Raw genomic sequence first — 26,176 nt, forward strand, 5'->3', positions numbered from 1 at the left:
CGCGCCAGGATCAGTTGGCGATCGGGAAGTAGGGCACCTTGTAGCCCTCGAGGATCTTCTTGATCGAACCGTCCTCGCGCATCTTCAGAATCGCCGCATCGACCGCCTTCTTCAGCGCGGCGTCGTCCGGGCGCAGCCCGACCCCCGCATTGAAGCGCTCGTCCGGCACGAACTCCTCGACGATCCTGATGTTGAGCGAGGGATCGTTGGCGATCGCCCACGCCGCCGTCGGCGCCTCGAGAAAGGCGGCGTCGATCCGGTTGTTGTTCAGCTCGATGATGATGGTGTTCTGGTCGGGGTAGACCTCGAGCTTGCCGAGGCCCTTTTTCTCCAGCGTATTGACCGTCACCGAGCCCGCGAGCACCCCGACCTTCTTGTCCTTCAGATCCTCGAGACCCTTCACCGAGGTGTCGTCCTTACGGACCAGGATCGTCTGGCCCGAGGCGTAATAGGGCGTCGAGAAGCGGATGACCTTCTCGCGCTCCTTGGTGATGAACATGCCGTCGACGATGGCGTCGCAGCGCTTGGACATCAGCGCGGGGATCAGCGCATCCCACGTCACCCACGAATACTCGGCGGTGGCGCCCAGATGCCCGGCGAGCTGGCGAGCGATCTCGACCTCGAAGCCGGCGATCTTCGCGTCCGAGCTGGAATACGGCAGCATGCCGTCAACGCCGCAGACGACGAACTTCTTCGAACTCTTGATGCCGTCCAGCGCGTCCGCGGCGGCGGGGCCGGCCGCTCCGAGCGCACCGAGGGAGCCGGAGACGACGAGCGCGAGGATGGAGACGGCAAGGCCAGGCATTCTGCTGATGGTCGACATCGTGGATTTCCCTCCGGGACCGTTGATCGGCCTGCTGATCGCTTCGATCACTGTTGCGTGCCGCGCAGCAGGTGGATAGACGATATTTGATCGGGCTCATCATAATCTGACGTTATGGCACCTTCCCTCAAGTCGCTGCCGCCTTCGCGCGTCCTGGTCGTGTTCGAGGCGGCGGGACGCCTGCTCAACTTCAGCGCCGCCGGCCGCCATCTCGGGGTCTCGCAGGCCGCGGTGAGCAAGCAAATTCAGGAGTTCGAGGCCAATCTCGGCATCAAGCTGTTCGTCCGCAGCAATCGAGGCCTCACGCTGACCGCCGCCGGCCGCCGCCTGCATCAGGCGGTCTCGTTCGGGCTTTGCCATATCGCCGACGCGATGGAGGAGGCGCGCCCGCGCTTCCAGGCCGGCCGCGTGACCATCACCACCACCATCGCCCTCGCCTCGGTCTGGCTGATGCCGCGCATCGCCAAGTTCCGGGCCGACCACCCGGCGATCGACCTGCGGGTCATCGCCACCGACGCGGTGCTCGATCTTTCCGGCGAGGGGATCGACGTCGGGCTGCGCTACGGGATCGGGCAATGGCCCGGCACCATGGCGCGCAAGCTGTTCGGCATCGAGCTCTTTCCGGTGTGCAGCCCGGGGTTCCTGGCCGCGGCGCGGCCGATCCAGACGGTGGCGGACCTGCTGAAGACGACGCTGCTGCATGTCGACGAACCCAACACCAGCGACGCGGACTGGGGCGTGTGGTTCCGTGCCGTCGGGCTCGGCCACGGCGCGCCGCCCGGCGGGCTGCGCTTCAACAACTATCCGCTGCTGGTGCAGGCGGCGGTGAACGGGCAAGGGGTCGCGCTCGGCTGGGGACATCTGGTCGACGATCTCCTCGCCAGCGGGGCGCTGGTGCGCTGTCTGCCGACGACGTTGCGGCTCAGTTCCGCCTTCTATCTCGTCAATGCGGATAACGTGCTGCTCCGCGGTGAGGTCGCGACCTTCTCGGACTGGATGGTGCGCGAGACCTCGTGCTTGCGGGACTGACGTGCGGGCGCCCCTCGCCTGCGACACGGCCGGGTTCGATGGCGGCGCGTCACCCGGCGCCGCCAGAAGGATGGCCCGACGTCCCGCTCGGCGGCGCTCTTCTGGCGGCGCGCTCCGGACGCCGGTAGCTGGCGCGGCTAGTCAGGTTCGATGAGGGTCTGCAACAGGTCCCAGTTCACCCGGTTGACGCGCGACATCCTTCGCGGGCGCCGATGGGCCGGCAAGGTCGCATCAGAACAAGCGGCCGGTGCGCGACGACGAGGCGCGGATCAGGCCTTCAACGCGAAATCGGCCCTGGTGACGAGGCCGTTTTCGATCGCCTTATCAAGGCGCTGCGGCTTGGTCTCGGGCGCGGTCGCACGCGTATCGGGCTCGGCGAGGTGCCGGCGCCGCCGCTCTATCCCCTCCTCGCGTCGGGCGAAAAACGGCGCCGGACGGATGGCCCCCTGAAACGTGGTTTTCCCGGCATTCTGCCCGTTGATTGTCAAGCAACGAACCGCCAGAGTGGGCGTTGTCTAGCGATGGGCAACATGGCTCATTGCTTCAGTTTGGAAGGTATCGTCGATGAAAATCTTGTCGGTACTACGGGTCGGGCTCCTCGCCTTGGCAGCGCTTATCGGCGCCGTATCGATGGCGAGCGCCGCTGACGGCTCAGTCAGCATACGTATCTTCAAGGCCGGGTTCGTGGTCGGCGGATCGGCCGGCGAAGGCGTGCTGACGTTTCAGGGCCGCAAATATCCGCTCTCGGTCGGGGGGCTGAGCTACGGCTTCACCTTCGGCGCCTCCGAGACGCGACTTCATGGCAGGGTCCGGAATATCCGGCGTCCGTCGGACATTTCCGGCGTCTATGCGCAGGGCGGTGCCGGCGCCGCCCTCGGAAAGGGCGCGCAGGTCGTCATCCTGACCAACCAGAACGGCGCTGTTCTGGAACTCGGCGGCGAGCAGAAGGGCGTCATCGTCAGCCTTGATCTGAGCGGACTGGCCTTGTCGCTGAAATGACCGTTTGAAGAGGGCGTCGGCGCACGTTAGCTGCGCCGACCGGAAGCGAAAGGCGATCCGCGTCAACGGCCACCGCGATGGCCCATTGACCTCTGCCTCGCCTTTCGCCGCCGCCCGATGCCGCGGCACCGCGCGGCCGGGTATGCCGCCGCGTCAGTTCGCCAGATATCCGCCGTCGACGGCGATGGTGCTTCCCGTGACGTAGGTGGACAGATCGGAGCCGAGAAAAACGACGGCTCCCACCAGTTCCTCGGGCTTGCCGAAGCGCGCCATCGGGATGCGGGCGAGCAGCCGGTTGCGCCGACCGGGCTCCTCGCGCGAGGGGCGGGTCATCTCCGTTTCGATGACGCCGGGCGCGATGGAGTTCACGCGGATGCCATCGGCGGCCAGTTCGCAGGCCAGCGCCTTGCTGAGCATCTGCGCCGCCGCTTTCGAGGTCGAGTAGGCGATGGAGCCGGGCGAGGCATTGTACGCGGCGATCGACGTGATGTTGATGACCGCCCCCCGCGTTCGACGCAGGCCCGCGAGCCAGGCCAGGGTGGTGTTGCGGATGCCGTCGAGATTGACGCGGATCGCCTGCTGCCAGTGCAGGTTCCGGTCCGCGCTCTCGAACGCATGGCGCGGCCGGATGCCCGCATTGTTGACCAGAATGTCGAGGTCACCGAAATCGGCGGCGGTCGCAGCGGCAACACGCTCGCATTCCAGGCTGCAGGACACGTCCAGCATCAGCCCGACGCAGTCGAGACCTTCCGCGCGCAGGGTGCGGACCCGGGCCTCCACGGCGTCGGCATCGATGTCGCTGAGGAGGACGCGAGCGCCGTGCTCGGCGAGCCCCCGGGCGATCGCCGCGCCGTTGCCGTTCGCGGCGCCCGTGACGAGAGCCAGCTTTCCTTCCAGGAGGGAGGTCGAAGTCATGTCGATACCGCCATGGGCTCAAGCGCGGACTGAGGATTGGAGAAGCTGACGGCGCCGGCGCTGCAGATGCTGCATGAGCAGGAACAGGCAGGTCGAGAACACCATCACGATGGTCGCCACGGCCGTGAGTTCCGGCGTGATCGTCTCGCGCAGGCCGGAATACATCTCGCGCGGCAGCGTCCGCTGACCGGGCCCGGCGATGAACAGGGCGATGACGACGTCGTCGAAGGAGGCCGCGAAGGCGAACAGCGCGCCGGACGCCATGGGCGGGGCGATCGCGGGAAGGGTCACCCTCCGGAAGGCGGTAAGGGGACGGGCGCCGCAGGACGCCGCGGCGCGCGCGAGGTTCGGATCGAGCAGCTCGATCGCCGTCAGCACCGGTATGATGACGAAGGGCACGGCGATGACCGTGTGCGCCAGCACCATCCCCGCCATGGTGTTGGCGAGCCCCAACGGCGCCAGGAACAGATAGAGCGCCACCGCCACCAGCACGATCGGCACGATCATCGGCGAGAGCACGATGACCTTGATGGCGCTCACCCAGGCGCCCTTGCGGCGGGCGAGGCCGAACGAGGCCAGCGTGCCGATCACCACCGCGATCATCGTCGCCGCCACGCCGATGATCAGCGAGTTGAGGAAGGCCGAGAACCAGCGCGGCGAACTGAACACCGCCTCGTACCAGCGCAACGACAGGCCCGGCAGCGGGTAGGTGAGGATGCTGTTCGAGGAGAAGGACAGCGGGATCACCGCCAGCACCGGCGCCAGCAGGAACACCAGCACCAGCCCGCAGAAAAGATGGAAGCCCCAGCGCGCCAATCGCATGACGTCACCCGAGCGAGATCGCCCGCCCGCCGGAGAGGCGCTGGGCGACGAAGTAGAGGACGAGGGTGACGACCAGCAGCAGCAGACCGAGGGCGGAAGCGAGCCCCCAATTGCCGGTCGTCGTGGTGTAATCGGCGACGAAGGCGGACAGCATCTGGTCGGCGGGTCCACCGACGAGCGACGGCGTGACGTAGTAGCCGAGCGACAGGATGAAGACCATCAGCCCGCCGGCCGCGACGCCCGGCATGGCGAGCGGCAGGTAGACGCGCCGGAACGCAGTCACCGGCCGCGCCCCGAGGCTGGCCGCGGCGCGCATGTAGCCCGGCGGTATGCCGCGCAGCACGCCGTAGAGCGGCAGGATCATGAAGGGCAGCAGCACATGCGTCATCGCGATGATCACGCCGGTCCGGTTGAAGATCATCGCCAGCGGCTCGTCGATGATGCCGAGGTAGCGGAGCGCGCTGTTGATGAGCCCCTCCTTCTGCAGCAGGACGATCCAGGCGGTGGTCCGAACCAGCAGCGAGGTCCAGAAGGGCAGCATCACCAGGATGAGCACCCAGTCGGCCACCCGTTCGCTCGCCGTCGTCAGCAGCACCGCGACCGGGAAGCCGAGGATCAGGCAGATGAGCGTCACGGTGGCGGAGATCAGCAGTGTGCGCCCGAGCACGTCGAGATAGATCCGGTTGTCCGCCGGCGCGCGCGCCAGGCTGCCCTCCGGCGTCCGTTGCAGGTCGACCGAGGCGAGCAGGTAGTGATCGGTGAGCGGCCGGCCGGTCCGCTGGACCACGGCAAAGAACGCCGGCGTCGCCAGAACCGGATCGATGGCCTTGAAGAAGGCGGCGTCGAATGCCGTGCCGGACGGGGCGCCGCGCACGGCGCGGCCGGCCCGCGACAGCACCGAGCGCAGGCCGGGGATGTCGTAGTTCATCCGCCGCGCCGCATCCGCCATGGCGCCCGATTGGCCGGCGGCGGTCAGATCCGCCGCCAGCGAGGGGAAGGCCGAGGCGGGCACCGAGGTGCCGCCATCCCAGCCGGCCAGCGCCGCGAGCGTGGCCGGCATGGCGTTCGCCACTTCATTCTGACGAACGCTGAAGGACAGGAACCAGACCATGGGCACGACGAAGAACACCACGAGGAAGCCCGTGAGCGGCAGCAGCAGGAGGTTTTTCGTCGTCATGCCGTATTCCCGATAGGCCTTGGTCGCGATCTGGGGGTGGCGACTACTTCGTGCCGGACCAGGCGGCCCAGCGCTCGCTCAGATCGTCGAAATTGTCGATCCAGAATTCCGGGCTGTCGGGGATCGCGACCGCGAAATTCTTCGGGTTGGACGGCAGGTCGGCCATGAACTGCGCGGGGATGAGCGGAATGGCCTCCTTGTTGGTCGGGCCCGAGCGGTTGAGCGGCACGATCTGCGCCTGCGGCTTGGCGCGCGTGGAGAACTCGACCAGCTCATAGCTCTGCTTCAGGAAGGGCGTTCCCTTCATGATGACCCAGCTGTCCATGGTATAGATCGACTGGTCCCAGACGATGCCGAACTTGGTGCCGTCGTTCTCGTTGGAGGCGGTGACGCGGGAATTGAAGGTCGTCGTCATGACGACGTCGCCCGCGGCGAGCATCTGGGCGGGCTGCGAGCCGGACTTCCAGAACAGCAGGTCGCCCTTGATGGTGTCGAACTTGGCGAAGGCGCGCTTCACGCCCTCGGGCGTCGCGAGCACCTTGTAGATCTGGTCCGCCGGCACGCCGTCGGCGAGCAGGGCGATCTCGAGGTTCCATTTCGGCCCGTTGCGCACCGCGCGCTTGCCGGGGAACTTCTTCGTGTCGAAGAAGTCGGCCCAGCCGGTCGGCTTCGGGCCGGGCTTGGCGGTGTCGTAGGTCAGGACGACGTTGTAGATGACCGCCCCGACGCCGCATTCATGCGTCGTGCCGGGCAGGAAGCGTTCCTTGCCGCCGACCTTCGCGAGGTCGATCTTCTCGAACAGGCCCTCCTCGCAGCCGATCGCCAGTTCCTCGGCCTCGACCTGCACCACATCCCAGGTGTTATTGCCGCCCTTGATCTTGGTGCGCAGCGTGCCGACGCCGCCGTCCCAATATTCGTCGACCAGCTTCAGCCCGGTCGCCTTCGTGAACGGCCCGAACATGAACTCACGCTGGGCCTCCTGATATTTGCCGCCCCACGACACGACGGTGAGGTCGCGGGCGGATGCGCCGGCGCCGGACATGGCGAGCGTCAGCGCCGCGGCCAGTGCGAGGGTTCGGCCATGTCGTTCCAGAAGGTGCTTCATCTTTGTTCCCCGAGTTCTGGTTGTTCCGTTTTCACAGGATCCAGGCGTCCTGCCATCCGAAGTTCAGACTCACGCTCTCGCCGATCCGCAGCCCGCCCGGGAGCTGGGCCGGAACGCACTTCACCATCCAGGGCAAGGCCGCGCCCGGCAGGCCGGGCCTGAGGATCAGGCGCCAGTGATCGCCCTGGTGGATCATGTCGGTGACGGTCGCCGGCACCGTGTTGTCGGCGGCATCGCCGCCGGCTTCCGCGCCGGCGAGGCGCAGCGCCTCCGGCCGGACGCACAGGCTCGCCGCATCTCCCGCCGCCAGCGCGCCGGGATGCGCCCGCCCGCCCAGCACCACCTCGCCGAGGCGGATCCGCGCCGGCTGTCCGGCGCTCCCCGTGTCGACGAGGCTGCCATCGGCGGTGTTGTTGTCGCCGATGAAGCCGGCGACGAAGCGGTTGCGCGGCGCGTCGTAGAGTTCCGATGGCGGCCCGAGCTGCTCGATCCGGCCGCGATTGAACACCGCGACGCGGTCCGACAACGTCATCGCCTCGGCCTGGTCGTGGGTGACGAACACCATGGTCACGCCGAGCTCGCGGTGCAGCCGGCGGATCTCCAGCTGCAATTCCTCGCGCAGGCTCTTGTCGAGGGCCGAGAGCGGCTCGTCCATCAGCACCAGCTTGGGATCGAACACCAGCGCCCGGGCGAGGGCGACGCGCTGCTGCTCGCCGCCGGACAGCTGCACGGGGCGGCGGTCGGCGTGGCGGTCCAGCCTGACGCGGCCGAGGGCGCGGGTCACGCGCTCGCGGATGTCGCTCCGGGGCAGCTTGCGCATCTCCAGCGGGAAGGCGACGTTCTGGGCGACGCTCATGTGCGGGAACAGCGAATAGCTCTGGAACACCACGCCCATCTCGCGTTCGTAGGGCGGCAGGTCCTCGATATGGCGCCCGTCCAGCAGGATGGCGCCGGAGGTCGGGGCCTCGAAGCCGGCGAGCATCATCAGCGTGGTGGTCTTTCCCGATCCCGACGGGCCGAGGAAGGTCATGAACTCGCCGCGATCGATGGTGAGGTCGAGCTTCTCGATCGCCACGACGCCACCATTGGGGCCGTATGCCTTATGGATGCGGTCGAAAACAATGAAGCTCATGGTCGCCGTTTCTCTATTCCGAACACGTCAGGCCGAGGCCGAAAGCCAGTCGAGCGCCTCGTCGAGCACCCGTGCGAGAATGGCGAGTATCGCCTCCACCTCCGCTTCGGACGTAATCAGCGGCGGCGCCAGCGCGATGATGTCGCCGGGGATCGCCCGCACCATCAGGCCGTGCTCCAGCGCCCGCCGCAGCACCCAGCCGCCGACGCCGCGCTCGGGCTCGAACGGCCGGCGGGTGGCGGGATCGGCCGAAAGTTCCAGCGCCCCGATCATCCCGAGGCCGCGGGCCTCGCCGACCAGCGGGTGGGAGGCGAGCGCGCGCAGCCCGGCCTGCAGGTGCTCGCCGACGCGCCGGGCGTTCCCGATGACGTCGTCCTGCCGGTAGATGCGCAGCGTCTCCAGCGCCACCGCCGCCGACACCGGATGGCCGCCATAGGTATAGCCGTGGCCGAAATAGCCGACCTGGTCGCTGCCCTGCCGCAGCACGTCGCAGATCCCCTCGCTGACATAGAGCGCGGAGATCGGCGCATAGGCGGCGGAGAGCATCTTGGCGACGGTGATCATGTCCGGCTGGAGGCCGAAGACCTGCGTGCCGAAGGGCGCGCCCAGCCGGCCGAAGCCCGAGATCACCTCGTCGGCGATGAACAGGATGTCGTGCCGCTTCAGCAGCGCCTGCACGCGCGGGAAATAGTCGGGCGGGGGGATGATGACGCCGCCGCCGCCGATGACCGGCTCGGCGATGAAGGCGGCGATGGTGTCGGCGCCCTCGCGCGCGATCAGCTGCTCGATCTCGTCGACCAGCCGGTCGGTGTACTGCGCGAGGCTCTCGCCCGGCCGGGCGTTGCGGTAGTAATGCGGCGCGCTGACGCGCAGGATGCCGCCGATCGGCAGGTCGAACATCTGCCGCGCGCCGGGCAGGCCGGAGAGCGCCGAGGCGACCGCGGTGCTGCCGTGGTAGCTGCGCTCGCGGGCGATGAACTTCTTCTTCTCGGGCCGTCCCAGCACGTTGTTGTAGTAGTGAACGATCTTGTAGGCGGCGTCGTTCGATTCCGAGCCGGAATTGGCGAACAGCACCCGGCCCATCGGCACCGGCGCCCAGGCCATCAGCTCGTCCACGAGCTCGGTCACGATGGCCGGCACGCGGCCGTTGAACGAGTGGTAGTACGGCATCTCCAGCATCTGCCGGTAGGCGGCGTCGGCGAGGCGGCGTTCGGAGAAGCCGAGGCTGGCGCACCACAGGCCGCCCATCGCCTCGATATAGGAGCGCCCCGCCTCGTCGAGGACGCGGATGCCTTCGCCGCGGGCGATCACCAGCGGGCCGTCCGCCTCCACCTGCCGCAGATTGGTGTAGGGGTGGAGATGATGCTCGGCATCGATCCGGCTGGCGCGGCTGCGATTGTGCACGCGATCCGTTCCTCTTTGGCAAATGGCCACGCGCCACGGGGCGCCGTCCGGTCGGACACGCGACCGGAAGCCATGGGGTGTCGGTTCTGTCTGAGATGCCGCGGGGACATCGGAAATGTCGTCCGCTGTAGAAACATATCGACCAAGGCGGCCTGAGCCTAACGAATAAAACGACACTCGCCGCTGTCGGGAAAGTCGAGACCGGCCGGCGGCGCAGGAGGCGGGGGTGCGCTTTCCGACAGGGGCGAGGCGAAGAAAATTCGTTACCCCGCCCCCGCGCGGATGGCCTAGCTTCCGCGCCGGGCGCACGGACTACGCCGCTGACGTCGCCACCCCTCCCCTGCTTCTTCCGAAAGGCGCGCCGCCGATGACCGCATTGCCGCGTTTCCGCATGTTCATCGACAATGACTTCGTCGATCCGCTCTCGGCGGGCTGGTTTCCGACCGATAATCCGGCGACGGCGCAGCCCTGGGCCGAAGTCGCCGCCGGCACGGCGGAAGACGTCGACCGCGCCGTGAGCGCGGCGGACCGCGCTTTCCGCCGGCCGGACTGGGCGCGGATGAGCGCCTCCGATCGCGGCGTCCTGCTGAACCGCCTCGCCGATCTCATCGCCGCCCATTCGGACGAGCTCGCCCGTGCGGAAACGCAGGACAACGGCAAGCTGCTCGCCGAGATGCGCGGCCAGATGGCCTACATGCCGCGCTGGTATCGCTATTTCGCCGGCCTCGCCGACAAGGTGGAAGGCGCCGTGCTGCCCTCGGACAAGGCGGACATGGTGAGCTTCACCCAGCTCGAACCGCTTGGCGTCGTCGCGGCGATCGTGCCGTGGAATTCGCCGTTGCTGCTCACCGCCTGGAAGCTCGCCCCGGCGCTGGCCGCCGGCAATACGGTGGTGATCAAGCCGTCCGAATTCACCTCGACCTCGATCACGCCGTTCCTGGAGCTGGTGCGCGCGGCCGGCTTCCCGCCGGGCGTGGTCAATGCGGTGACCGGCACCGGGCCGGAGGTCGGCGCCGCGCTGGTGGCGCATCCGCGCGTGCGTGCCGTGGCCTTCACCGGCGGGGAGTCGGCCGGCGTCGCGATCGCCGAGAGCGCGGCCCGCAAGCTGATCCCGGTCACGCTCGAACTCGGCGGCAAGAGCGCCAACATCGTCTTTGCCGACGCCGATCTCGACCGGGCGGTGAACGGGGTGGTCGGTGGCATCTTCGCGGCGACGGGGCAGACCTGCGTCGCCGGCTCGCGGCTGATCGTGCATGCCTCCATCGCCGCCGAATTCGTCGAGCGCGTTGTCCGGCTGGCGCGCACCGCGCGGATCGGCGACCCGGCCGATGCCGGCACGCAGGTGGGCCCGGTGACCACCGAGCAGCAGCTCGGCCGTATCCTCGATCATATCGCCGGGGCCAAGGCGGACGGGGCGAGCTGCATCCTCGGCGGGCAGCGGGCGGACCGGGAAGGCTGGTTCGTCGAGCCCACCATCTTCACCGGCGTCGCCGCCGACGCCCGGCTCGCCCGGCAGGAGGTGTTCGGGCCGGTGCTCGCGGTCATGCCGTTCGACGACGAGGCGGAGGCGGTGGCGCTGGCCAACGCCACCGACTACGGCCTCGCCGCCGGCATCTGGACGCGCGACCTCAACCGGGCCCACCGGATGGCGCGCGCGGTGGAAGCGGGATCGGTGTGGGTCAACACCTACCGGACCTCGGCGCCGATGGCGCCGTTCGGCGGCTACAAACGCTCGGGGCTGGGTCGCGAGGGCGGCGCGGACGCCATCCGCCAGTTCCTGCAGGTGAAATCGGTCTGGATCGATCTCGGGGATGCCGCGCCGCCGCCGTTCGTCATGCGGCTGTGAGGACCGGTCCCGCTTCTCCAAGGGCTTGGCCGCCCATCCGATATTGCCTAGCCTCGGCAGGGGGATATCGGCATGACGCTCAAACAGCTCGAAGCGCTCTACTGGTCGGCCGTGCTCGGCAGCTTCGCCCTGGCGGCGGAGCGGCTGTTCATGACGCGCTCCGCCCTCTCCAAGCGCATCCAGGAACTGGAGGCGGAAGTGGGCGAGCCGCTGTTCGACCGCTCCGGCGCCAGCGCGCGCATCACCGAGGTCGGCGAGCGGGTGTTCGCCAAGGCCGAGCAGATGCTGGCGCTGTGCGACGAGATTCTCGTCGCCGCCGATGCGCCCCAGCGCGTGAAGGGCACCTGCCGGTTCGGCATCAGCGAGCTGATGGCGATGCAGTGGCTGCCGCGTATCGTCTCGGAGGTGCGGGCCGCCTATCCGGATGTGGTGATCGAGCCGCGCGTGGCGGTGACGCGCGAACTGCTGGAGGACGTCGAGCGGGGCGAGACCGATTTCGCGCTCTGCGCCGGGACCTCACCCGACCCGCAGGTCCAGTCCGAGCAGATCGGCCGTGTCGAGCTGCACTGGGTCGCCGCGCCGGGGCTGCCGATCGAAGGCGGGATACTGACCGCCGAAACGCTGCAGACCCATCCGGTGATTTCGATGTCGGTGCAGGCGGGCAGCACCATCAACCTGCAGAATTTCAGCTCCGAAAGCGGCCTGAAGTTCCGCCGCATCGTCGCCTCAAACAGCCCCGAGGCGGTGGCGGCGGTGACGATCGCCGGCCTCGGCATCGCGCTGCTCGCCGGGCCGTTCGTCGAGCGCTTCATCCGCAGCGGCGAACTGGTGCGGCTCACGGTCGAGGATCGGCTGCGCGTGCCGGATCTCGCCTATGCGCTGCATTGGCGGGCCGACAATGGCCGCCTGCTGGCGCGCACGGTGCGCGACATCGCCCGCCGCATCTGCACCGCCGACGGCGCCGCACCGGCGGCCTGACGCGGCTCTCAGTCGATGTCGGCGTCGGCCGGCTGCTCGGCGACCAGGCGCCGGAGCATCGCTTCCAGCCGGCCGGCATCGCGGCTGCCCAAGGCGGCGCGCAGGGACGCGTCGTAACCGTTGGCGAGTTCGCCGAGCCGGGCGAACACCCCCTGCCCTTCGGGCGTCAGCATCAGCAGTTCGGCCCGCCGGTCGTCGGCATGGCGGCGCCGGGCCAGCCAGCCATGCGCCTCGATCGCCGAGACGGCCCGGCTCACCTTGGTCTTCTCGACATGGGAGATGCGGCAGATGTCGCGCGCGGTCATCTCGCCGAAGCGGCCGAGATTGGCCAGAACGCGCCATTGCGTGCGGGTCATGCCGTATTCGCTCTTGTAGAGGGCGTGGAACGAGCGGCTGGTCGCCTCGGCGGCCTGGTTGAGGAGATAGGGCAGGAATCGATCGAGATCGAAAGGCTTGTCGGGGCTTTCTTCGGTGCTCATCGCGGCCTCTACCTCTGCCGCGAAGCTGCCACAGCCGCCCCACCGTGTCACGACGGCGGCGCGAGCGCGTCGGGATGCGCCGCGGCGAAGGCCGGCAGCGCCTCCAGCGCGCCGGCGATGCGGGCGATCCGGGGGTAGCCGTCGAGCGGAACGCCCCAGCGCCGCGCATTGTAGAGCTGCGGCACGAGGCAGACATCGGCGAGGCTGACGCGATCGCCGTGGCAATAGAGGCCCGCCGGGCCGTCCGCCAGCATCGCCTCCAGCCCGGCGAGGCCGGCGGCGATGAAATGGGCCATCCACGCCTCCCGGGTGATGGCGCCGCGCGAGGCGTCCATGGCGTGGCGCACCACGAGGAGGTTGGTCACCGGCTGGATCTCCATGGCCACCGCCATGGCGAGCGCCCGCACCCGCGCGCGCTCCGGCGGCGTGCGGGGAAGCAGCCCGGCGCCGTGCACCTCGTCGAGATATTCGAGGATGGCGAGCGACTGGGTGAGCACCCGCCCGTCGATCTCCAGCGTCGGCACGAGGCCCTGCGGGTTGCGGGCCCGGTTGGCGGCCTCGCTCTGCTCGCCCTTCAGCAGGTCGACCGGGCGGCGCTCATAGGTCTTTCCCGCCAGATTGAGGCCGATCCGCACCCGGTAGGACGAGGAGGAGCGCCAGTAGTCGTGCAGCACGATCGGGGCGGTGGTCATCGGGGCTCAGCGTCCTTTGCGCGGATTTCGGCGGATGCGCAGCGAAGGCTACTTGACTTAGTTGCAAATGCAACCATTCTTGCGACAACAATCACGCATGTGCCGGGGAGCCACGCCGATGAACGCCAACGCCCTGCCGCCCGGAATGCTGCGCGCGGCCGCCTTCGGCGGAACCGTGGCCGGCTATCAGCCGGGCTTCGGCAATGACTTCGAAACCGAGGCGCTTGCGGGCGCCCTGCCCCAGGGGCAGAACAGCCCGCAGAAATGCGCCTACGGGCTCTATGCCGAGCAGCTCTCGGGCACCGCCTTCACGGCGCCGCGCGGCAAGAACGAGCGGACCTGGTGCTACCGCATCCGTCCCAGCGTGAAGCACGTCTCGCGCTTCGAAAAGATCGACGTCCCGCTGTGGCGGAGCGCGCCGCATGTGCTGCCCGACATCATCTCGCTCGGCCAGTACCGCTGGGACCCGATCCCGCAGCCGCAGGAGCCGCTGGACTGGATCACCGGCATGCGCACCATGACCACCGCCGGCGACGTCAACCTGCAGATCGGCATGGCGAGCCACGTCTATCTGGTCACGCGCTCGATGGTGGATGAATACTTCTTCTCCGCCGACAGCGAGCTGCTGGTGGTGCCGCAGCAGGGCCGGCTGCGCTTCTGCACCGAGCTCGGCATCATCGACCTGGAGCCGAAGGAGATCGCCATCCTGCCGCGCGGCCTCGTCTACCGGGTCGAGGTGCTGGAGGGGCCGTGCCGCGGCTTCGTGTGCGAGAATTACGGCCAGAAGTTCGAGCTGCCGGGCCGCGGCCCGATCGGGGCCAACTGCCTCGCCAATCCGCGCGACTTCAAGACGCCGGTGGCGGCGTTCGAGGATCGCGAGGCGCCCTCGACGGTTGTGGTGAAATGGTGCGGCAGCTTCCACCGCACGCGGATCGGCCACAGCCCGCTCGACGTGGTGGCGTGGCACGGCAATTACGCGCCGTGCAAATACGACCTGCGCACCTACTCGCCGGTCGGGGCGATCCTGTTCGACCATCCCGACCCGTCGATCTTCACGGTGCTCACCGCCCCCTCGGGACAGGAAGGCACCGCCAATATCGACTTCGTGCTGTTCCGCGAGCGCTGGATGGTGGCCGAGCACAGCTTCCGCCCGCCCTGGTACCACAAGAACATCATGTCGGAGCTGATGGGCAACATCTACGGCGTCTATGACGCCAAGCCGCAGGGGTTCGTGCCCGGCGGCCTGTCGCTGCACAACTGCATGCTGCCGCACGGGCCGGACCGGGCCGCCTTCGAGGGCGCCTCGAATGCCGAGCTGCGTCCCGAGAAGCTGGACGAGACCATGTCCTTCATGTTCGAGACCCGCTTTCCGCAGCACCTCACCGCCTTCGCCGCCGAGCAGGCGCCGCTGCAGCAGGACTACATCGACTGCTGGGCGAGCCTCGACAAGAAATTCGACGGCCGCCGCGGCCTCGCGTAACCCCCACGAGGCCCGTTCCATGCGCTTGCTGCGTTCCTGGGTCGGCTCGGCCAATGCGCCGTCGAGCCCGTTCCCGCTGAACAACCTGCCCTGCGGCGTCTTCTCCCTCGCCGGCGCCGCGCCGCGCTGCGGCATCGCCATCGGCGACCTCATACTCGACGTCGCCGGGCTGGAGGCGTCGGGGCTGTTGCGGCTCGACCCCGCCCCGCTGTTCCGGCAGCCCGCCTGGAACGCGCTGATGGCGGCCGGGCCGCCGGTCTGGCGCCAGCTGCGGACGCGGCTGACCGAGTTGCTCGCCGAGGGGGCGCCCGAGCGGGCGGCGGTCGAGCCGTTCCTCGCGGCGCAGTCGGATGCGCACCTCCACCTGCCGTTCACCGTGGCCGAATTCACCGATTTCTATGCCGGCCGGCATCATGCCGAGAATGTCGGCGCCATGTTCCGCGGCAGCAACACGCTGCCGCCCAACTGGCTGCACATGCCCATCGGCTACAACGGCCGGGCCTCCTCCGTGGTCGTCTCCGGCACGCCGGTGCGGCGCCCCTGGGGCCAGGTGAAGGGGCCGGACGACGCCGCCCCGGTGTTCCGGCCGTCCGGCCGCTTCGATTTCGAACTCGAGATCGGTGCCGTGGTCGGGGTGCCGTCCGTGCCGGGGCGGCCGGTGAGCGTCGCCGAGGCCGAGGCGATGATCTTCGGCTATGTGCTGCTCAACGACTGGTCGGCGCGCGACATCCAGGCCTTCGAATACCAGCCGCTCGGCCCGTTCCAGTCGAAGGCGACCGCGACCAGCATCGGCCCGTGGATCGTGATGGCGGCGGCGCTGGAACCCTTCCGCATTCCCGGGCCGGAGCGGGAGGTCGCCTTGCTCGATCATCTGCGGGAACCGTGGCCGATGCGCCATGACATCGCGCTCGAGATCGCCCTCGCCCCCGCGGACGGGGCGGAAACCGTCATCGCACGGACCCGCTCCCGCGAGCTCACCTATTCGGCGGCGCAGCAGCTCGCCCACCATGCCGCCTGCGGCTGCCCGATGAACACCGGCGACCTTCTGGGCTCGGGCACGATCTCCGGCCCGACCCGCGAGAGCCGCGGCAGCCTCCTCGAAATCTCGTGGAACGGCACGGAGCCGCTCACCCTGCCGGGGGGCGAGGTCCGCCGCTTCATCGAGGACGGCGACACCCTCACGCTGCGCGGGCAGGTCGCGGCGGACGGCTACCTCATCGGCTTCGGCGCCTGCGCGGGCACGGTTTTGCCGGCGCTGGCCGATCCCTATTCACGCTGACAGGAGCGATCATGGCCAAGGCCTTCGCCTCGCAGGCAGACCTGAGCGAAAAGACGACCAGCTTCACGCCCATCGGCGAGGGCATCTACGCCTTCACAGCGCAGGGCGATCCGAATTCGGGGGTCATCATCGGCGACGAGGGCGTCCTCGTGGTCGAGGCGCAGGCCACGCCCCGCCTCGCCGCGCGCGTCATCGACGAGGTGCGACGCGTCACCGACAAGCCGATCACCCATGTGGTGCTGACGCATTACCATGCCGTGCGGGTGCTCGGCGCCTCCGCCTTCGGCGCCGGCCAGGTGGTGATGAGCGAGGCCGCACGCGCCATGGTCGTCGAACGGGGGATGGAGGACTGGGCGAGCGAGTTCCAGCGCTTTCCCCGCCTGTTCCAGGGGCACGAGTCCATTCCCGGGCTCACCTGGCCGACGACCACCTTTCGCGGCACCATGAGCCTCCATCTCGGACGGCGGCGGGTCGATCTGATCCATCTCGGGCGCGCCCATACGGCCGGGGACATCGTCGTCCACGTGCCGGACCAGAACGTCATGTTCACCGGCGACATCGTCGAGGCGCACGCCGCCTGCTATTGCGGCGACGGTCATTTCCGCGACTGGGGGCCGACGCTTGACCGCATCCGCGCCTTCGACGTCGACGCGCTCGCCCCCGGGCGCGGGGACGCCGTGATCGGCCGGGCCGGGGTCAACGACGCCATCGAGCGGACGCGCCATTTCCTCGACGCGACGTTCCGGCCGGCCGCCCGGGTCGCCGCGCGCGACGGCACGCTGAAGCAGGCCTTCGAGGCGGTGCGCGCCGCCTGCGACGACCAGTTCCGCGACTACGCCATCTACGAGCACTGCCTGCCGTTCAACGTCAGCCGCGCCTTCGACGAGGCGCGCGGCATCGACCATCCGCGCATCTGGACCGCGGAACGCGATCTCGACATGTGGAATGCGCTGCAAGGCTGAGACAAAGCCGGCGGAGGGGGAAGCGATGAAGGAAACCGGCGGGCCGCGCCACGAACTGGCGTTTCGACTCTATCCCTATGAACGGGTGCCGGAACAGGACGCCGCCGAGCCGGCGCGCTGGCCGGTGGTCGTCGTCGGGGCCGGCCCGGTCGGGCTTGCGGCGGCGCTCGACCTCGCCTCGCAGGGCGTGCCGGTGCTCCTGCTGGACGACCAGGAAGGCGCCGGCACCGGCAGCCGCGCGATCTGCTTCGCCAAGCGCACGCTGGAGATCTGCGACCGCCTCGGCGCCGCCGATCCGATCGTCGAGAAGGGCGTCGTGTGGAATGTCGGCAAGGTCTTCCGCCACGACCGCCTGGTCTATGAGTTCGACCTGCTGCCGGAGCCGGGCCACCGTTTCCCGGCCTTCGTGAACCTGCAGCAGCCGCATTTCGAGAAGATCCTCCACGATCGTCTGGTCGCGCTGCGGGCGGCCGGCGCGCCGGTCGAGATTAGGGGCGGCAACCGGGTGGACGCCGTCGAGGCGCGGGACGATCGGGTGCGGCTCACCGTGGCGACGCCGGACGGGCCCTATCGGGTCGACGCCGACTGGGTGATCGCCTGCGACGGCGCGCGCTCGCCGGTGCGCGGCATGCTCGGGCTCGGCTTCGAGGGGCGCGCCTTCGAGGATCATTTCCTCATCGCCGACATCCGGATGAGCGCCGACTTCCCGACCGAGCGATGGTTCTGGTTCCAGCCGCATTTCAAGTCCGGCGACAGCGCGCTGCTGCACCGCCAGCCCGACGGGATCTGGCGGATCGACTTCCAGATCGGCCGCGACATCGACCGCGAGCGGGAGCTCGAACCCGGCCGCGTGCGCGCGCGCGTCGCCGCGATGCTGGGTGAAGGGGTCGATTTCGAGATCGTCTGGACCTCGATCTACAGCTTCCAGTGCCGCCGCATGGAGACGTTCCGTCACGGGCGGGTGCTGTTCGCCGGCGACAGCGCTCACCAGGTCAGCCCGTTCGGGGCGCGCGGCGCCAATTCCGGGCTCCAGGACGTCGACAATCTGTGCTGGAAGCTGCGCTTCGTGCTGGAGGGGCGGGCCGATGACCGGCTGCTCGACAGCTACAGCGCCGAGCGCGTCGCCGGCGCGGACGAGAACATCCTCAACTCGACGCGCTCGACCGACTTCATCTCGCCGGCGACGCCGGTCACGCGGCTGTTCCGCGATGCGGTGCTGGACCTCGCCGAGCACCTGCCCTTCGCGCGCTCGCTGGTGAATTCGGGCCGGCTGTCGGTGCCGTGCGTCTATGACGGCGGCCCGCTGAACGGCCCGGACCAGCCGGGCCTGCCGGCGCGCACGCGCCCCGGCGCCGCGCTGCCCGATGCGCCCACGGACGCGGGCTGGCTGCTGGCGCGGCTCGGCCCGGACTTCACCCTGCTCGCGATCAACGCCGAGCTGCCCGGGCGCATGAGCGAGCATGGCGTCCCGGTGACCTGCGTGTCGATCGACGCGGCCGGCAACGAGATCCTGCGCGATCGCTTCCTCGGCGCGTGCGATCGGGCCGTCTACCTGATCCGTCCCGATCGCCACGTGCTGGCGCGCTGGACGGATTTCCACCCCGAGGCCGTGGCCGCCGCGCTCGGCCGCGCCCTGGCCCTCTCATGAGGTCGTCATGCTCGTCACCACGCTGAACCTGCGCGATCCTGACGGGGTCTATGCGCGCCTGCTCGCCGCCCATGACGGGCTCGACGAGGTGCAGAGCGCCGCGCTGAACGCCCGCCTGCTGCTCATCCTCATAAATCATCTCGGCGCGGACGATGTCTTCCAGGAGGCACTGGCGCTTGCCATGCGACCAACGCCGGAATGAGCCGGCCGTCGGCGTGCGCGTGCGTCGCCACATCTCGCGCGGCCGGGGAACGCATGGCTCAACCGAGGTGATGTATCCAGAGGACGGCCATCAGCAAGCACAGTATAGAGGTCGGCACGCCGGCCCGCGCGAATTCGCCGAAGCCGAGAGGAATGCCGCGCCGGCGGCATTCCTCGGCAACGATGATCCCGACCAGGCTGCCGAAGATCACGGCGCTCGAGGAGAAGCCGGTGCCGAGCGCGATGGCCGCGCCGAGCGCTTCCGGCTGCGAGGCGCCGCCGATGAAGGGCGCCACCAGCATAACGGCCGGGTTGTTGCCGACGATGTTGCTGAGCACCGCCATGATGATCAGCATGGATGGCGGATCGTGCAGGTCGAGCCCGATCGTGCGCAGGCCGGCCAGAACCTGTTCCGGCAGCCCCGTCGCGGTCAGCGCCGCGTTGACGACGAACAATCCGAACAGCAGCAGCAACAGGTCGCCGTTGACGTGATGCAGCAGGTTACTCGAGGCGAAGCGCCGGCTGACCAGCAGGACGCTCGCCCCCATCAGGGCGATCAGCATGTGCGGCAGGTCGCTGAAGATGAAGGCGGCGACGACGGCGAGGGTGACGAGGCCGGTCTTGATCGTCTCGCCGCGGTTGAAGTCCGCGGGCGCGGCCACGGGGGTCGCGCCGGCGGCGGACGGGCGGGCGTCGTCGGCAAGCGTCCATCGGCCGCGATAGCACAGCACGATCACGATCCAGATCACCGGCAGGCCGAGCAGAGCCGGCGGTGCGGCGGCCGCCATGAAGCCGACGAAGGAAAGCTGCAGCGTCTCGGCGATGATCATGTTCTGCGGGCTCCCAAGGATCGTCGCCGCCGACGCGAAATTGGCCGCGAAGCAGAAGCCGAGCAGGAACGGCAGCGGATTGAGCCGCCGCTCCACGCAGATGGAGCAGAGGATCGGCGTCATCGCGACCGCCACCACATCCTTGTTCAGCAGAGCCGCCATCGCGCCGGAAACGGCGATCAAGATGGCGAGGAGCCCCCTCGGGCCGACATTGAGGCTGCCGACCTTCACCGCGACCCGATCATAGAATCCGGCGACCACGAAGGACGCCGACACCGTCATCAGGCCGAAGAGCAGGCCGATGACGCGGTAGTCGACCGACGCCCAGGCCGCCGCCGGCGAAATCTGCCCCGCGGCGATGAGCACCATCGCCCCGACGATGGCCGCACCGGTCCTGTCGAGACGAAAGCCCGGCAGGTGGCCGACGCCCATGGCGACGTACACCAGAACGAAGATCGCGAGCGTCAGGTCCATGGAAGCATTGGCCACAGGCGGCAGCAGACGTGAATCAGGGACGCCCGCACGGGTGCCGGACCCGCGCGGGCGTAACCGTTGCCTCGCGGCATGGGAAGCCGCGGGGGCTTCCCATGCCGACGATCACTTCGGATTTCCGCGATCCATGTTCCAGAAATTGAAGGCGCGCTCGCCGTAGAACGGTTTGTCGAGCCCCTCTTCCTGGATGGTGTCCGGTACCCGCAGCACACCCATGCCATCCAGAAGCTTCAGCAGGATGAAGGTGATGACAGAGGCATAGGCCGCGACGATGGCGACGGCGAGGGCCTGGACACCCAGCTGGTGAATGCCCGCCGACACCTGATTGATATGCGAACTCGCCAGCACGCCGATCAGCAGCGCTCCGGTCATGCCGCCGACGCCATGCGCGCGCCAGACTTCCAGCGAGTCGTCGATCTTCAGCCAGGCCTGCACATGCTTGGCGTGGTAGCAGATCGTCGCGCCGACCGCGCCGATGAGCAGGGCGGACATCGGTTCGACATAGCCCGAGGCGGGGGTGATGGTGGCAAGGCCGGCCACGGCGCCGACCAGCACGCCCGAGAAGGTGGGCCGGCCGTCCTCGCGCCACTCCCAGAACATCCACACCAGCATCGCGATCGAGCCGGCCAGCATGGTGTTGGTGAAGGCGTAGGCGGCCAGCGCGTCCGCCGCATAGGCGCCGCCGGCATTGAAGCCGAACCAGCCGAACCACAGCAGGCCCGCGCCCAGGGCCACCAGCGGCAGGCTGGCCGGCGCGGATTCGCTCTCGCCCGGGGCGAGCTTGCGCTTGCCGAGATAGGCCGCCGTCACCAGCGCGGAGAAGCCCGCCGCCGTGTGGATGACGATACCGCCGGCGAAATCGACGACGCCGAGCGCCGCGAGGAAGCCGCCACCCCAGATCCAGTGCGCGGCGGGCAGATAGACCAGGATGGTCCACAGGGCGATGAAGAAGAGATAGGCGCCGAAGCGGAAGCGGCCCACGAACGCGCCGGTCATCAGCGCCGGCGTGATGATGGCGAACATCATCTGATAGGCGAACACCATGATGAAGGGGATGCTCGGCCCATAGGTCGGGTGCGGTTGCACGCCGACATGGTACATGCCGAAATAGGGCACGATGCTGCCGATGACGCCGCCAATATCGGGCCCGAAAGCCAGGCTGAAGCCGCCGAACACCCAGATCAGCCCGACCACGCCCATGCAGACGAAGTTCTGGATCATGATCGACAGCATGTCGCGCTGCTTGACCAGACCGCCGTAGAACAGCGCCAGCGCCGGGGTCATCATGCACACCAGGGCGGTGCACAGGAGAATGAACGCGGTATCACCCGCATTGATCGCTTGCATCTCGTCTCCCCTTTCGTGGGTGCGCGCGTGGGACGTTCCGGCCGGATACGCGTCGCTGGAGCCTCGGGCGGCGGCTCGTAAGCCGCCGTGACAGTCAGGTCGGCCCTCCCCGGGGCCGACAGGGCGCATCAGCCCGCCTTGGTGTGCTCGTGCCCGACCATGTGGCCGGCCACGGGCCGGTGCGGGTGCGGGGCGAGAAGCTTCTGCGGTGCGATGAAGAGATACATCGTCAGGACGTAGGGCGCCGTGAACGAGGGGATGCCGGCAGGCGCGACGATGACGTCCAGTGCGCCCTGCACGAAGACGGTGGTGACAGTCGCGAGCAGCGCATAGAGCACCACCTTCCGCGAGGTCTTGAGGAATATGACGCCGACCGCCAGCGCCGTGAGCACGGGGCTGAAGCCATACAGCCCCTGGCTGACGATGGCCGGATCGGCCCCCATGCCGATCGCCACCACCATCGCGACCAGCGAGCCGGCGGCGGCGGCGATGCCCGCCGGAATGGAGGCGATGAAGATGCCCAGCAGGATGATCGCGCCGGAAATCTCGTTTCCGAGTAGATAGACCTGGCCGATGTTGCGGAAGAAGATCTGCACGAGCTCGACCGGCTGGGGAAGCGGCGCGAGCCCCTGCACATAGTCGGTGGCGAGCTTGGGCGCATCGCCGGTGACGTCGAGCCCGCCGAAGGAATAGGCGCCGGCGACCATCAGCCAGCCGGTCAGCACGAAGGGGCCGGTCGAGCCGGGAATGCCCCATTTCGCGGTCAGCGTCGCGCTGAAGGCGGCGGTGACGACCGTGCTCGTGGCGGCGCCGACGATGACATAGACCCAGAGCTGAGGCGACACGGCGATGAAGGTCGGCAGCGCGGCACCGACGAGGACGCCGTTGAAGCCGAACAGGCCCGAGGCGATCGATGTCTCGTCGCACTCCAGCAGCCGGGCGGTCAGCGTGGCGACGACGACGCCGATGGCCGCGCCGATGGTGGTCGCCCAGACGCCGGACGCATAGGACGCATAGGCCATCGCGACGAAGAACAGCGCCCCCGTGACGATGTTCTCCATGAAGAAGACCTGACTGGTGCCCTTGAAGGAATCGGTCAGGAAGTTGCTCTTGTGTTCGGCCATGGCCTCGGTCCTTGGGTCAGCGCCAGAGGAATTCCTGCGGAAGCGACCGGCCGCGCGCCTCCTCGCGAACGATCTGCCAGAAGCGGCGCACCTCGGCGCGCACGTCGTAGGTCTCCACCCCCACCGCGCGCAGCATCAGGCCGGCGTCATTGGGCAGGCGGCAGACGCCCGAGATCGCCCGCGGCGCCTCGGTCGGGAAATTCGTTTCGAACCGCTCCTTGATGCGGGCGGCGACCTGCGGCGGCGTCAGGCACATGATGTTGGCGAAAGCGTCGTAGCCGCGCATGACCGCCGGCGAATCCACCGACGCGTCGCCCTTCTCGATCAGGATCTTCTCGGCGAACAGCTTGCGCCCGTCCGGCCGGCGCACGGCGACGGCGACGGACAGCAGGTCGAGCCCGAACCGCTCGTCGGCGTGATGGTGCTTGCGGCCGGCCAGCATCATCTCGCCATAGAGCAGCGTCGCATCTTCCGCGATGACGATGTCGGTCTGGTTGATGAAGCGGGAGTCGCGGTAGGGAATGGTGAAGTCCGGCAGATATTCCAGATACGCGCCGCTTTTGAGCGTCACCGTCTGATGCTGGGAGGCGTAGTTCGCATCCATCTGATGGACGCGGTTGGCGCTCTGGGTGGTGACGTGGGCACAGGCCCCCTCGCCCACCGAAATGTCGATCTTGTACCGGTCGCCCTGGAGGATGCCGCCGCCGATCGAGATGATCGAGCAGATCGGCAGCTCCGGCATGGCCTCGTCCCAGTAGAGCGCTCGTTGGACGAGCAGCGGCGCCACGCGATAGAGATCGTGCAGGATGGAGCGCCCCTCGCGCAGGGCGAAGCCGAGGCGCAGCTCCCCGACCTTCCCCGGCCCGGCGGCACGCATCTGCGCGGGCTCGGCCTTGAAGTCACGCAGTTCGCGCGCCGCGTCGAGGCGACCGAGTTGCTCGTGCAGCGCCATGGCGTCAGGCATCCACCTTTGCGGGCGGCGTGACCTTCACGTCGAACAGCGCCATGTCGAGGATCAGGCGGATGAGATCGTCGACGCCCTCCCCGGTCTTGCAGTTGGTGAAGATGAACGGCTTCTTGCCGCGCATGAGCCTGGAGTCGCGGTCCATCACCTCAAGGCTCGCGCCGACATAGGGCGCGAGGTCCTTCTTGTTGATGACGAGAATGTCGGACTGGCACACGCCGGCGCCGTTCTTGCGCGGGATCTTGTCGCCCGCCGCGACGTCGATCACGTAGATGTAGAAATCCGCCAGCGCCGGGCTGAAGGTCAGGGTCAGGTTGTCGCCGCCGGACTCGATCAGGATCACGTCGCTTTCGGGGTATTTCTCCTCCAGTTCCTCGACGGCGGCGATGTTCATGGAGGGGTCTTCGCGGACAGCGGTGTGCGGGCATGCGCCCGTCTCCACGCCGACGATCTTCTCCTCCACCAGAATGCCGTTCAGCGTGCGGCGCACCTGCTTGGCGTCCTCGGTCGTCACCACATCATTGGTGATGATCAGCGGCTTGATGCCGAGGTCGATGAGCCGCGGCGTGATCACCTCGATGACCGCCGTCTTGCCCGAACCGACCGGGCCGCCAATGCCGATACGCGTGATCTTCTTCATGAACCGCTTCCTTTGCCGATGCCGCGTTCAGTTCATGAACAGGCGGACATGGGTGGTCGTGTGGTGGGCGACGAGGACGTCGAAGACGGGGGCGAAGGACGCCATTTCGTCCAGCGAGAGGTCGCGCGCCGCGTGGTAGTCGCCCTCCACGCGTCCCTGTGCCGTGAACAGGATGCGCTGGGTATCGAGATGGTCGATCCGCATCAGCCGCAGCGCCGCGCTCAGGATCATCGAGGCGATGGCGTATTGGTGCATGACGAAGGCTTCCACCTCGTCGACGCCCATATGCGCGAGCGCCAGCGCCTGGCCGATGGGCAGGCAGCCCGGCGTCGCATTCGCCTTGATGTCGCCGAGCCAGCGCTCCAGCAGGGGCGAGGGCATGATCTTCAGCACCAGTTCGGCGAATTTCTTGCCCGTGCGGGTGAGCATCATCTGCTGCTCCTCGCCGACGCGGCGGCAGAACAGTTCGCTATCGGCTTCGAGGATCGCCTCGTAGTCGCCGGCCAGCGCCGCACGGTGCGCGTGCAGCAGCGCGATGCCGTCCATCCGGGCGCTCTGCCGCAGGATGAGCTCGACATAGTTCAGCAGGCTCTCCGGATCGGTCACCACACCCGTCTGCAGCGCGGATTCCAGCCCGTTGGAGAAGGCGAAGGAGCCGATCGGCAGGGTGGAATCGGAGAATTGCAGCAGGCGCGCGAGATGCACCATGCCCGACGACGCGCCGCCCTTTCCGCCGCCTCCCGCGCCCATCACTTCACCGGCGACTGCGTGTGGCTATGGGCATGCGAATGACCGTGAGCGTGGCCATGCTCATGATCATGGTTGTGGTCATGAGCATGGCCGGCATGATGGTGGTGGGGCGTCGCATCGGCGCCGGCAAACAGCAGCCGCACCTCGCGGGCATCGAGCTTGGCGGCGATCTCGGCGCCCGGCGCGAAATAGGTGCGCACATGCGGATAGGCATGAGTGCGCATGACCGACGCCATCACCTTCTGGTCCACTGAAAGCGGCACATAGACCGTGGAGCCCTTGATCACCGCCGGCCAGTGCTGGTTGCCGAGCCCGTGGCCGAGCTCGAAACAGGTGCGCAGGATCTCGAGCGGCGAGAGCTTCTCGATGTTCTCCAGCTCGATCACCAGCACGTCCTTGAGCGCGATGGCGGCGACGACGATGACGCCGGCGGCCTCGTCATGATGCAGCACGTCGCCATCGTGCAGGTGCTCGGCGCGCGGCAGCGAGATGGCGAGCTCCACGCCGCCTTCGCTCTCCTTGCGCAGGCGGTTCTTTGGGGCCTCCCATTGCTCGAGCACGAGGCGATCCACGCGGGCACGCGTCGCGCGCTCCTGCCAGACCGGGTCGCGGAGATTGCCGAGCGTGGTCTCGACGAGAATCATGGGTATCTCCAAGCAGTTGCCTCAGGCGCGACGCAGCTGCGCCGCCGCCCGAAGGCCGAGCAATGTAACGCTGTAGCCGACGACGAGACTGGATATGACGTAGAGCACGGAAAGCCCGAGCTGGCCCGGCGTGGTCATTTCCGAGTAAGCGCCGAAGATGAAGGTCGAGAAGGTCGACATGCCCCCGCAGAACCCGGTCGACACCAGCAGCGTGACATGGTCGGAGGCGCGTCGCCGCTGGTGAAGGCCGAAGATGAAACCGAGCAGGAACGCCGCGAGACTGTTGGCCGCGAAGATATCGACCGGGAAGGCCGCGCTGTAGCGCCCGAACAGGAGCATGAAGAGCTCACGGGTGATCGCCCCGAGACCGCCGCCGACGAACACGATGAGCACCGGAAGCCCCATCGCGACCTC

General features: G+C 68.4%; 27 protein-coding genes. 9 read left to right on the forward strand and 18 right to left on the reverse strand.

What is annotated here, in order from left to right; translation table 11 throughout:
- Positions 1–10: 10 nt before the first annotated feature.
- Positions 11–823 (reverse strand): substrate-binding periplasmic protein, encoded by an 813-nt coding sequence (locus ACEUEL_RS10140; RefSeq protein ID WP_405704436.1) that lies wholly within the window; start codon positions 821–823, stop codon positions 11–13.
- A gap of 114 nt (positions 824–937) precedes the next feature.
- Between ACEUEL_RS10140 and ACEUEL_RS10145 the strand changes: the two genes are divergently transcribed.
- Complete coding sequence (locus ACEUEL_RS10145) at positions 938–1,852, forward strand: LysR substrate-binding domain-containing protein (protein ID WP_405704437.1); 915 nt, start codon at positions 938–940, stop codon at positions 1,850–1,852.
- A 269-nt stretch (positions 1,853–2,121) separates the two neighbouring features.
- Here ACEUEL_RS10145 and ACEUEL_RS10150 read toward each other — a convergent pair whose 3' ends face one another.
- The gene (locus ACEUEL_RS10150; protein ID WP_405704438.1) at positions 2,122–2,340 is read right to left on the reverse strand and encodes a hypothetical protein; all 219 of its coding nucleotides are present in this window, start codon (positions 2,338–2,340) and stop codon (positions 2,122–2,124) included.
- 76 nt (positions 2,341–2,416) lie between these two features.
- Here ACEUEL_RS10150 and ACEUEL_RS10155 point away from each other — a divergent pair, with 76 nt between their 5' ends.
- Entirely contained in the window at positions 2,417–2,851 is a 435-nt protein-coding gene (locus ACEUEL_RS10155; RefSeq protein ID WP_405704440.1) for a lipid-binding SYLF domain-containing protein, read from the forward strand.
- A gap of 153 nt (positions 2,852–3,004) precedes the next feature.
- On the opposite strand, the gene ACEUEL_RS10160 is transcribed toward ACEUEL_RS10155, so the two are convergent.
- Genes ACEUEL_RS10160 through ACEUEL_RS10185 form a run of 6 tightly spaced genes read right to left on the reverse strand, consistent with a single transcriptional unit; the run spans position 3,005 to position 9,406 of the window.
- A complete protein-coding gene (locus ACEUEL_RS10160; RefSeq protein WP_405704442.1) occupies positions 3,005–3,766 on the reverse strand; it encodes an SDR family NAD(P)-dependent oxidoreductase in 762 nt (253 codons plus the stop codon).
- Between the two features lie 18 nt (positions 3,767–3,784).
- Positions 3,785–4,588 carry an ABC transporter permease gene (locus ACEUEL_RS10165; RefSeq protein ID WP_405704444.1) on the reverse strand — a complete coding sequence of 268 codons (804 nt, stop codon included), beginning with the start codon at positions 4,586–4,588 and terminating at the stop codon, positions 3,785–3,787.
- A 4-nt stretch (positions 4,589–4,592) separates the two neighbouring features.
- Complete coding sequence (locus ACEUEL_RS10170; RefSeq protein ID WP_405704445.1) at positions 4,593–5,765, reverse strand: ABC transporter permease; 1,173 nt, start codon at positions 5,763–5,765, stop codon at positions 4,593–4,595.
- 43 nt (positions 5,766–5,808) lie between these two features.
- Positions 5,809–6,870: an ABC transporter substrate-binding protein gene (locus ACEUEL_RS10175; RefSeq protein WP_405704446.1), complete on the reverse strand. Its 1,062-nt coding sequence runs from the start codon at positions 6,868–6,870 to the stop codon at positions 5,809–5,811.
- 31 nt (positions 6,871–6,901) lie between these two features.
- Positions 6,902–8,002: an ABC transporter ATP-binding protein gene (locus ACEUEL_RS10180; RefSeq protein ID WP_405704447.1), complete on the reverse strand. Its 1,101-nt coding sequence runs from the start codon at positions 8,000–8,002 to the stop codon at positions 6,902–6,904.
- 27 nt (positions 8,003–8,029) lie between these two features.
- A complete protein-coding gene (locus tag ACEUEL_RS10185; RefSeq protein WP_405704449.1) occupies positions 8,030–9,406 on the reverse strand; it encodes an aminotransferase in 1,377 nt (458 codons plus the stop codon).
- 367 nt (positions 9,407–9,773) lie between these two features.
- Between ACEUEL_RS10185 and ACEUEL_RS10190 the strand changes: the two genes are divergently transcribed.
- Together ACEUEL_RS10190 and ACEUEL_RS10195 are read left to right on the forward strand one after the other, a co-directional pair.
- On the forward strand, positions 9,774–11,252 hold the full coding sequence (locus tag ACEUEL_RS10190) for an aldehyde dehydrogenase (RefSeq protein ID WP_405704450.1): 1,479 nt from the start codon (positions 9,774–9,776) through the stop codon (positions 11,250–11,252).
- 72 nt (positions 11,253–11,324) lie between these two features.
- The gene (locus ACEUEL_RS10195) at positions 11,325–12,230 is read left to right on the forward strand and encodes a LysR family transcriptional regulator (protein ID WP_405704452.1); all 906 of its coding nucleotides are present in this window, start codon (positions 11,325–11,327) and stop codon (positions 12,228–12,230) included.
- A gap of 8 nt (positions 12,231–12,238) precedes the next feature.
- On the opposite strand, the gene ACEUEL_RS10200 is transcribed toward ACEUEL_RS10195, so the two are convergent.
- Both ACEUEL_RS10200 and maiA read right to left on the reverse strand, forming a co-directional pair.
- Positions 12,239–12,709: a MarR family winged helix-turn-helix transcriptional regulator gene (locus tag ACEUEL_RS10200; protein ID WP_405704454.1), complete on the reverse strand. Its 471-nt coding sequence runs from the start codon at positions 12,707–12,709 to the stop codon at positions 12,239–12,241.
- 47 nt (positions 12,710–12,756) lie between these two features.
- Positions 12,757–13,401, reverse strand: coding sequence for a maleylacetoacetate isomerase (maiA, locus tag ACEUEL_RS10205; RefSeq protein WP_405704456.1), 645 nt, complete (start codon positions 13,399–13,401; stop codon positions 12,757–12,759).
- A 118-nt stretch (positions 13,402–13,519) separates the two neighbouring features.
- On the opposite strand from maiA, the gene hmgA reads away from it, so the two are divergent.
- The 5 genes from hmgA to ACEUEL_RS10230 are packed head-to-tail and all read left to right on the forward strand — an operon-like array spanning position 13,520 to position 18,972.
- Positions 13,520–14,881: a homogentisate 1,2-dioxygenase gene (hmgA, locus tag ACEUEL_RS10210; RefSeq protein WP_405704458.1), complete on the forward strand. Its 1,362-nt coding sequence runs from the start codon at positions 13,520–13,522 to the stop codon at positions 14,879–14,881.
- 19 nt (positions 14,882–14,900) lie between these two features.
- A complete protein-coding gene (gene fahA / locus ACEUEL_RS10215; RefSeq protein ID WP_405704460.1) occupies positions 14,901–16,160 on the forward strand; it encodes a fumarylacetoacetase in 1,260 nt (419 codons plus the stop codon).
- Between the two features lie 11 nt (positions 16,161–16,171).
- Positions 16,172–17,122, forward strand: coding sequence for an MBL fold metallo-hydrolase (locus tag ACEUEL_RS10220; RefSeq protein WP_405704462.1), 951 nt, complete (start codon positions 16,172–16,174; stop codon positions 17,120–17,122).
- Positions 17,123–17,147: 25 nt separating this feature from the next.
- Positions 17,148–18,770, forward strand: a complete 1,623-nt coding sequence (locus ACEUEL_RS10225) for an FAD-dependent oxidoreductase (protein WP_405704464.1) — start codon at positions 17,148–17,150, stop codon at positions 18,768–18,770.
- A 7-nt stretch (positions 18,771–18,777) separates the two neighbouring features.
- The gene (locus tag ACEUEL_RS10230) at positions 18,778–18,972 is read left to right on the forward strand and encodes a DUF2783 domain-containing protein (RefSeq protein ID WP_405704466.1); all 195 of its coding nucleotides are present in this window, start codon (positions 18,778–18,780) and stop codon (positions 18,970–18,972) included.
- Positions 18,973–19,030: 58 nt separating this feature from the next.
- On the opposite strand, the gene ACEUEL_RS10235 is transcribed toward ACEUEL_RS10230, so the two are convergent.
- The 8 genes from ACEUEL_RS10235 to ACEUEL_RS10270 all read right to left on the reverse strand — a co-directional run bounded on the left by ACEUEL_RS10235 (position 19,031) and on the right by ACEUEL_RS10270 (position 26,167).
- Positions 19,031–20,275, reverse strand: coding sequence for an ArsB/NhaD family transporter (locus tag ACEUEL_RS10235; protein WP_405704467.1), 1,245 nt, complete (start codon positions 20,273–20,275; stop codon positions 19,031–19,033).
- 123 nt (positions 20,276–20,398) lie between these two features.
- Positions 20,399–21,640 carry an ammonium transporter gene (locus tag ACEUEL_RS10240; protein WP_405704469.1) on the reverse strand — a complete coding sequence of 414 codons (1,242 nt, stop codon included), beginning with the start codon at positions 21,638–21,640 and terminating at the stop codon, positions 20,399–20,401.
- 128 nt (positions 21,641–21,768) lie between these two features.
- Positions 21,769–22,764, reverse strand: coding sequence for an urea transporter (gene yut, locus ACEUEL_RS10245; RefSeq protein WP_405704471.1), 996 nt, complete (start codon positions 22,762–22,764; stop codon positions 21,769–21,771).
- A 16-nt stretch (positions 22,765–22,780) separates the two neighbouring features.
- Positions 22,781–23,716 carry an urease accessory protein UreD gene (locus ACEUEL_RS10250; RefSeq protein ID WP_405706708.1) on the reverse strand — a complete coding sequence of 312 codons (936 nt, stop codon included), beginning with the start codon at positions 23,714–23,716 and terminating at the stop codon, positions 22,781–22,783.
- Positions 23,717–23,720: 4 nt separating this feature from the next.
- Positions 23,721–24,368, reverse strand: a complete 648-nt coding sequence (gene ureG, locus ACEUEL_RS10255; protein WP_405704473.1) for an urease accessory protein UreG — start codon at positions 24,366–24,368, stop codon at positions 23,721–23,723.
- Between the two features lie 27 nt (positions 24,369–24,395).
- On the reverse strand, positions 24,396–25,076 hold the full coding sequence (locus ACEUEL_RS10260; RefSeq protein ID WP_405706709.1) for an urease accessory protein UreF: 681 nt from the start codon (positions 25,074–25,076) through the stop codon (positions 24,396–24,398).
- Positions 25,077–25,117: 41 nt separating this feature from the next.
- Entirely contained in the window at positions 25,118–25,762 is a 645-nt protein-coding gene (gene ureE, locus ACEUEL_RS10265; protein WP_405704474.1) for an urease accessory protein UreE, read from the reverse strand.
- 21 nt (positions 25,763–25,783) lie between these two features.
- The gene (locus ACEUEL_RS10270) at positions 25,784–26,167 is read right to left on the reverse strand and encodes a CrcB family protein (RefSeq protein ID WP_405704475.1); all 384 of its coding nucleotides are present in this window, start codon (positions 26,165–26,167) and stop codon (positions 25,784–25,786) included.
- Positions 26,168–26,176 lie beyond the last annotated feature (9 nt).

Source organism: Ancylobacter terrae (genome assembly GCF_045108345.1).
Classification (GTDB): domain Bacteria; phylum Pseudomonadota; class Alphaproteobacteria; order Rhizobiales; family Xanthobacteraceae; genus Ancylobacter.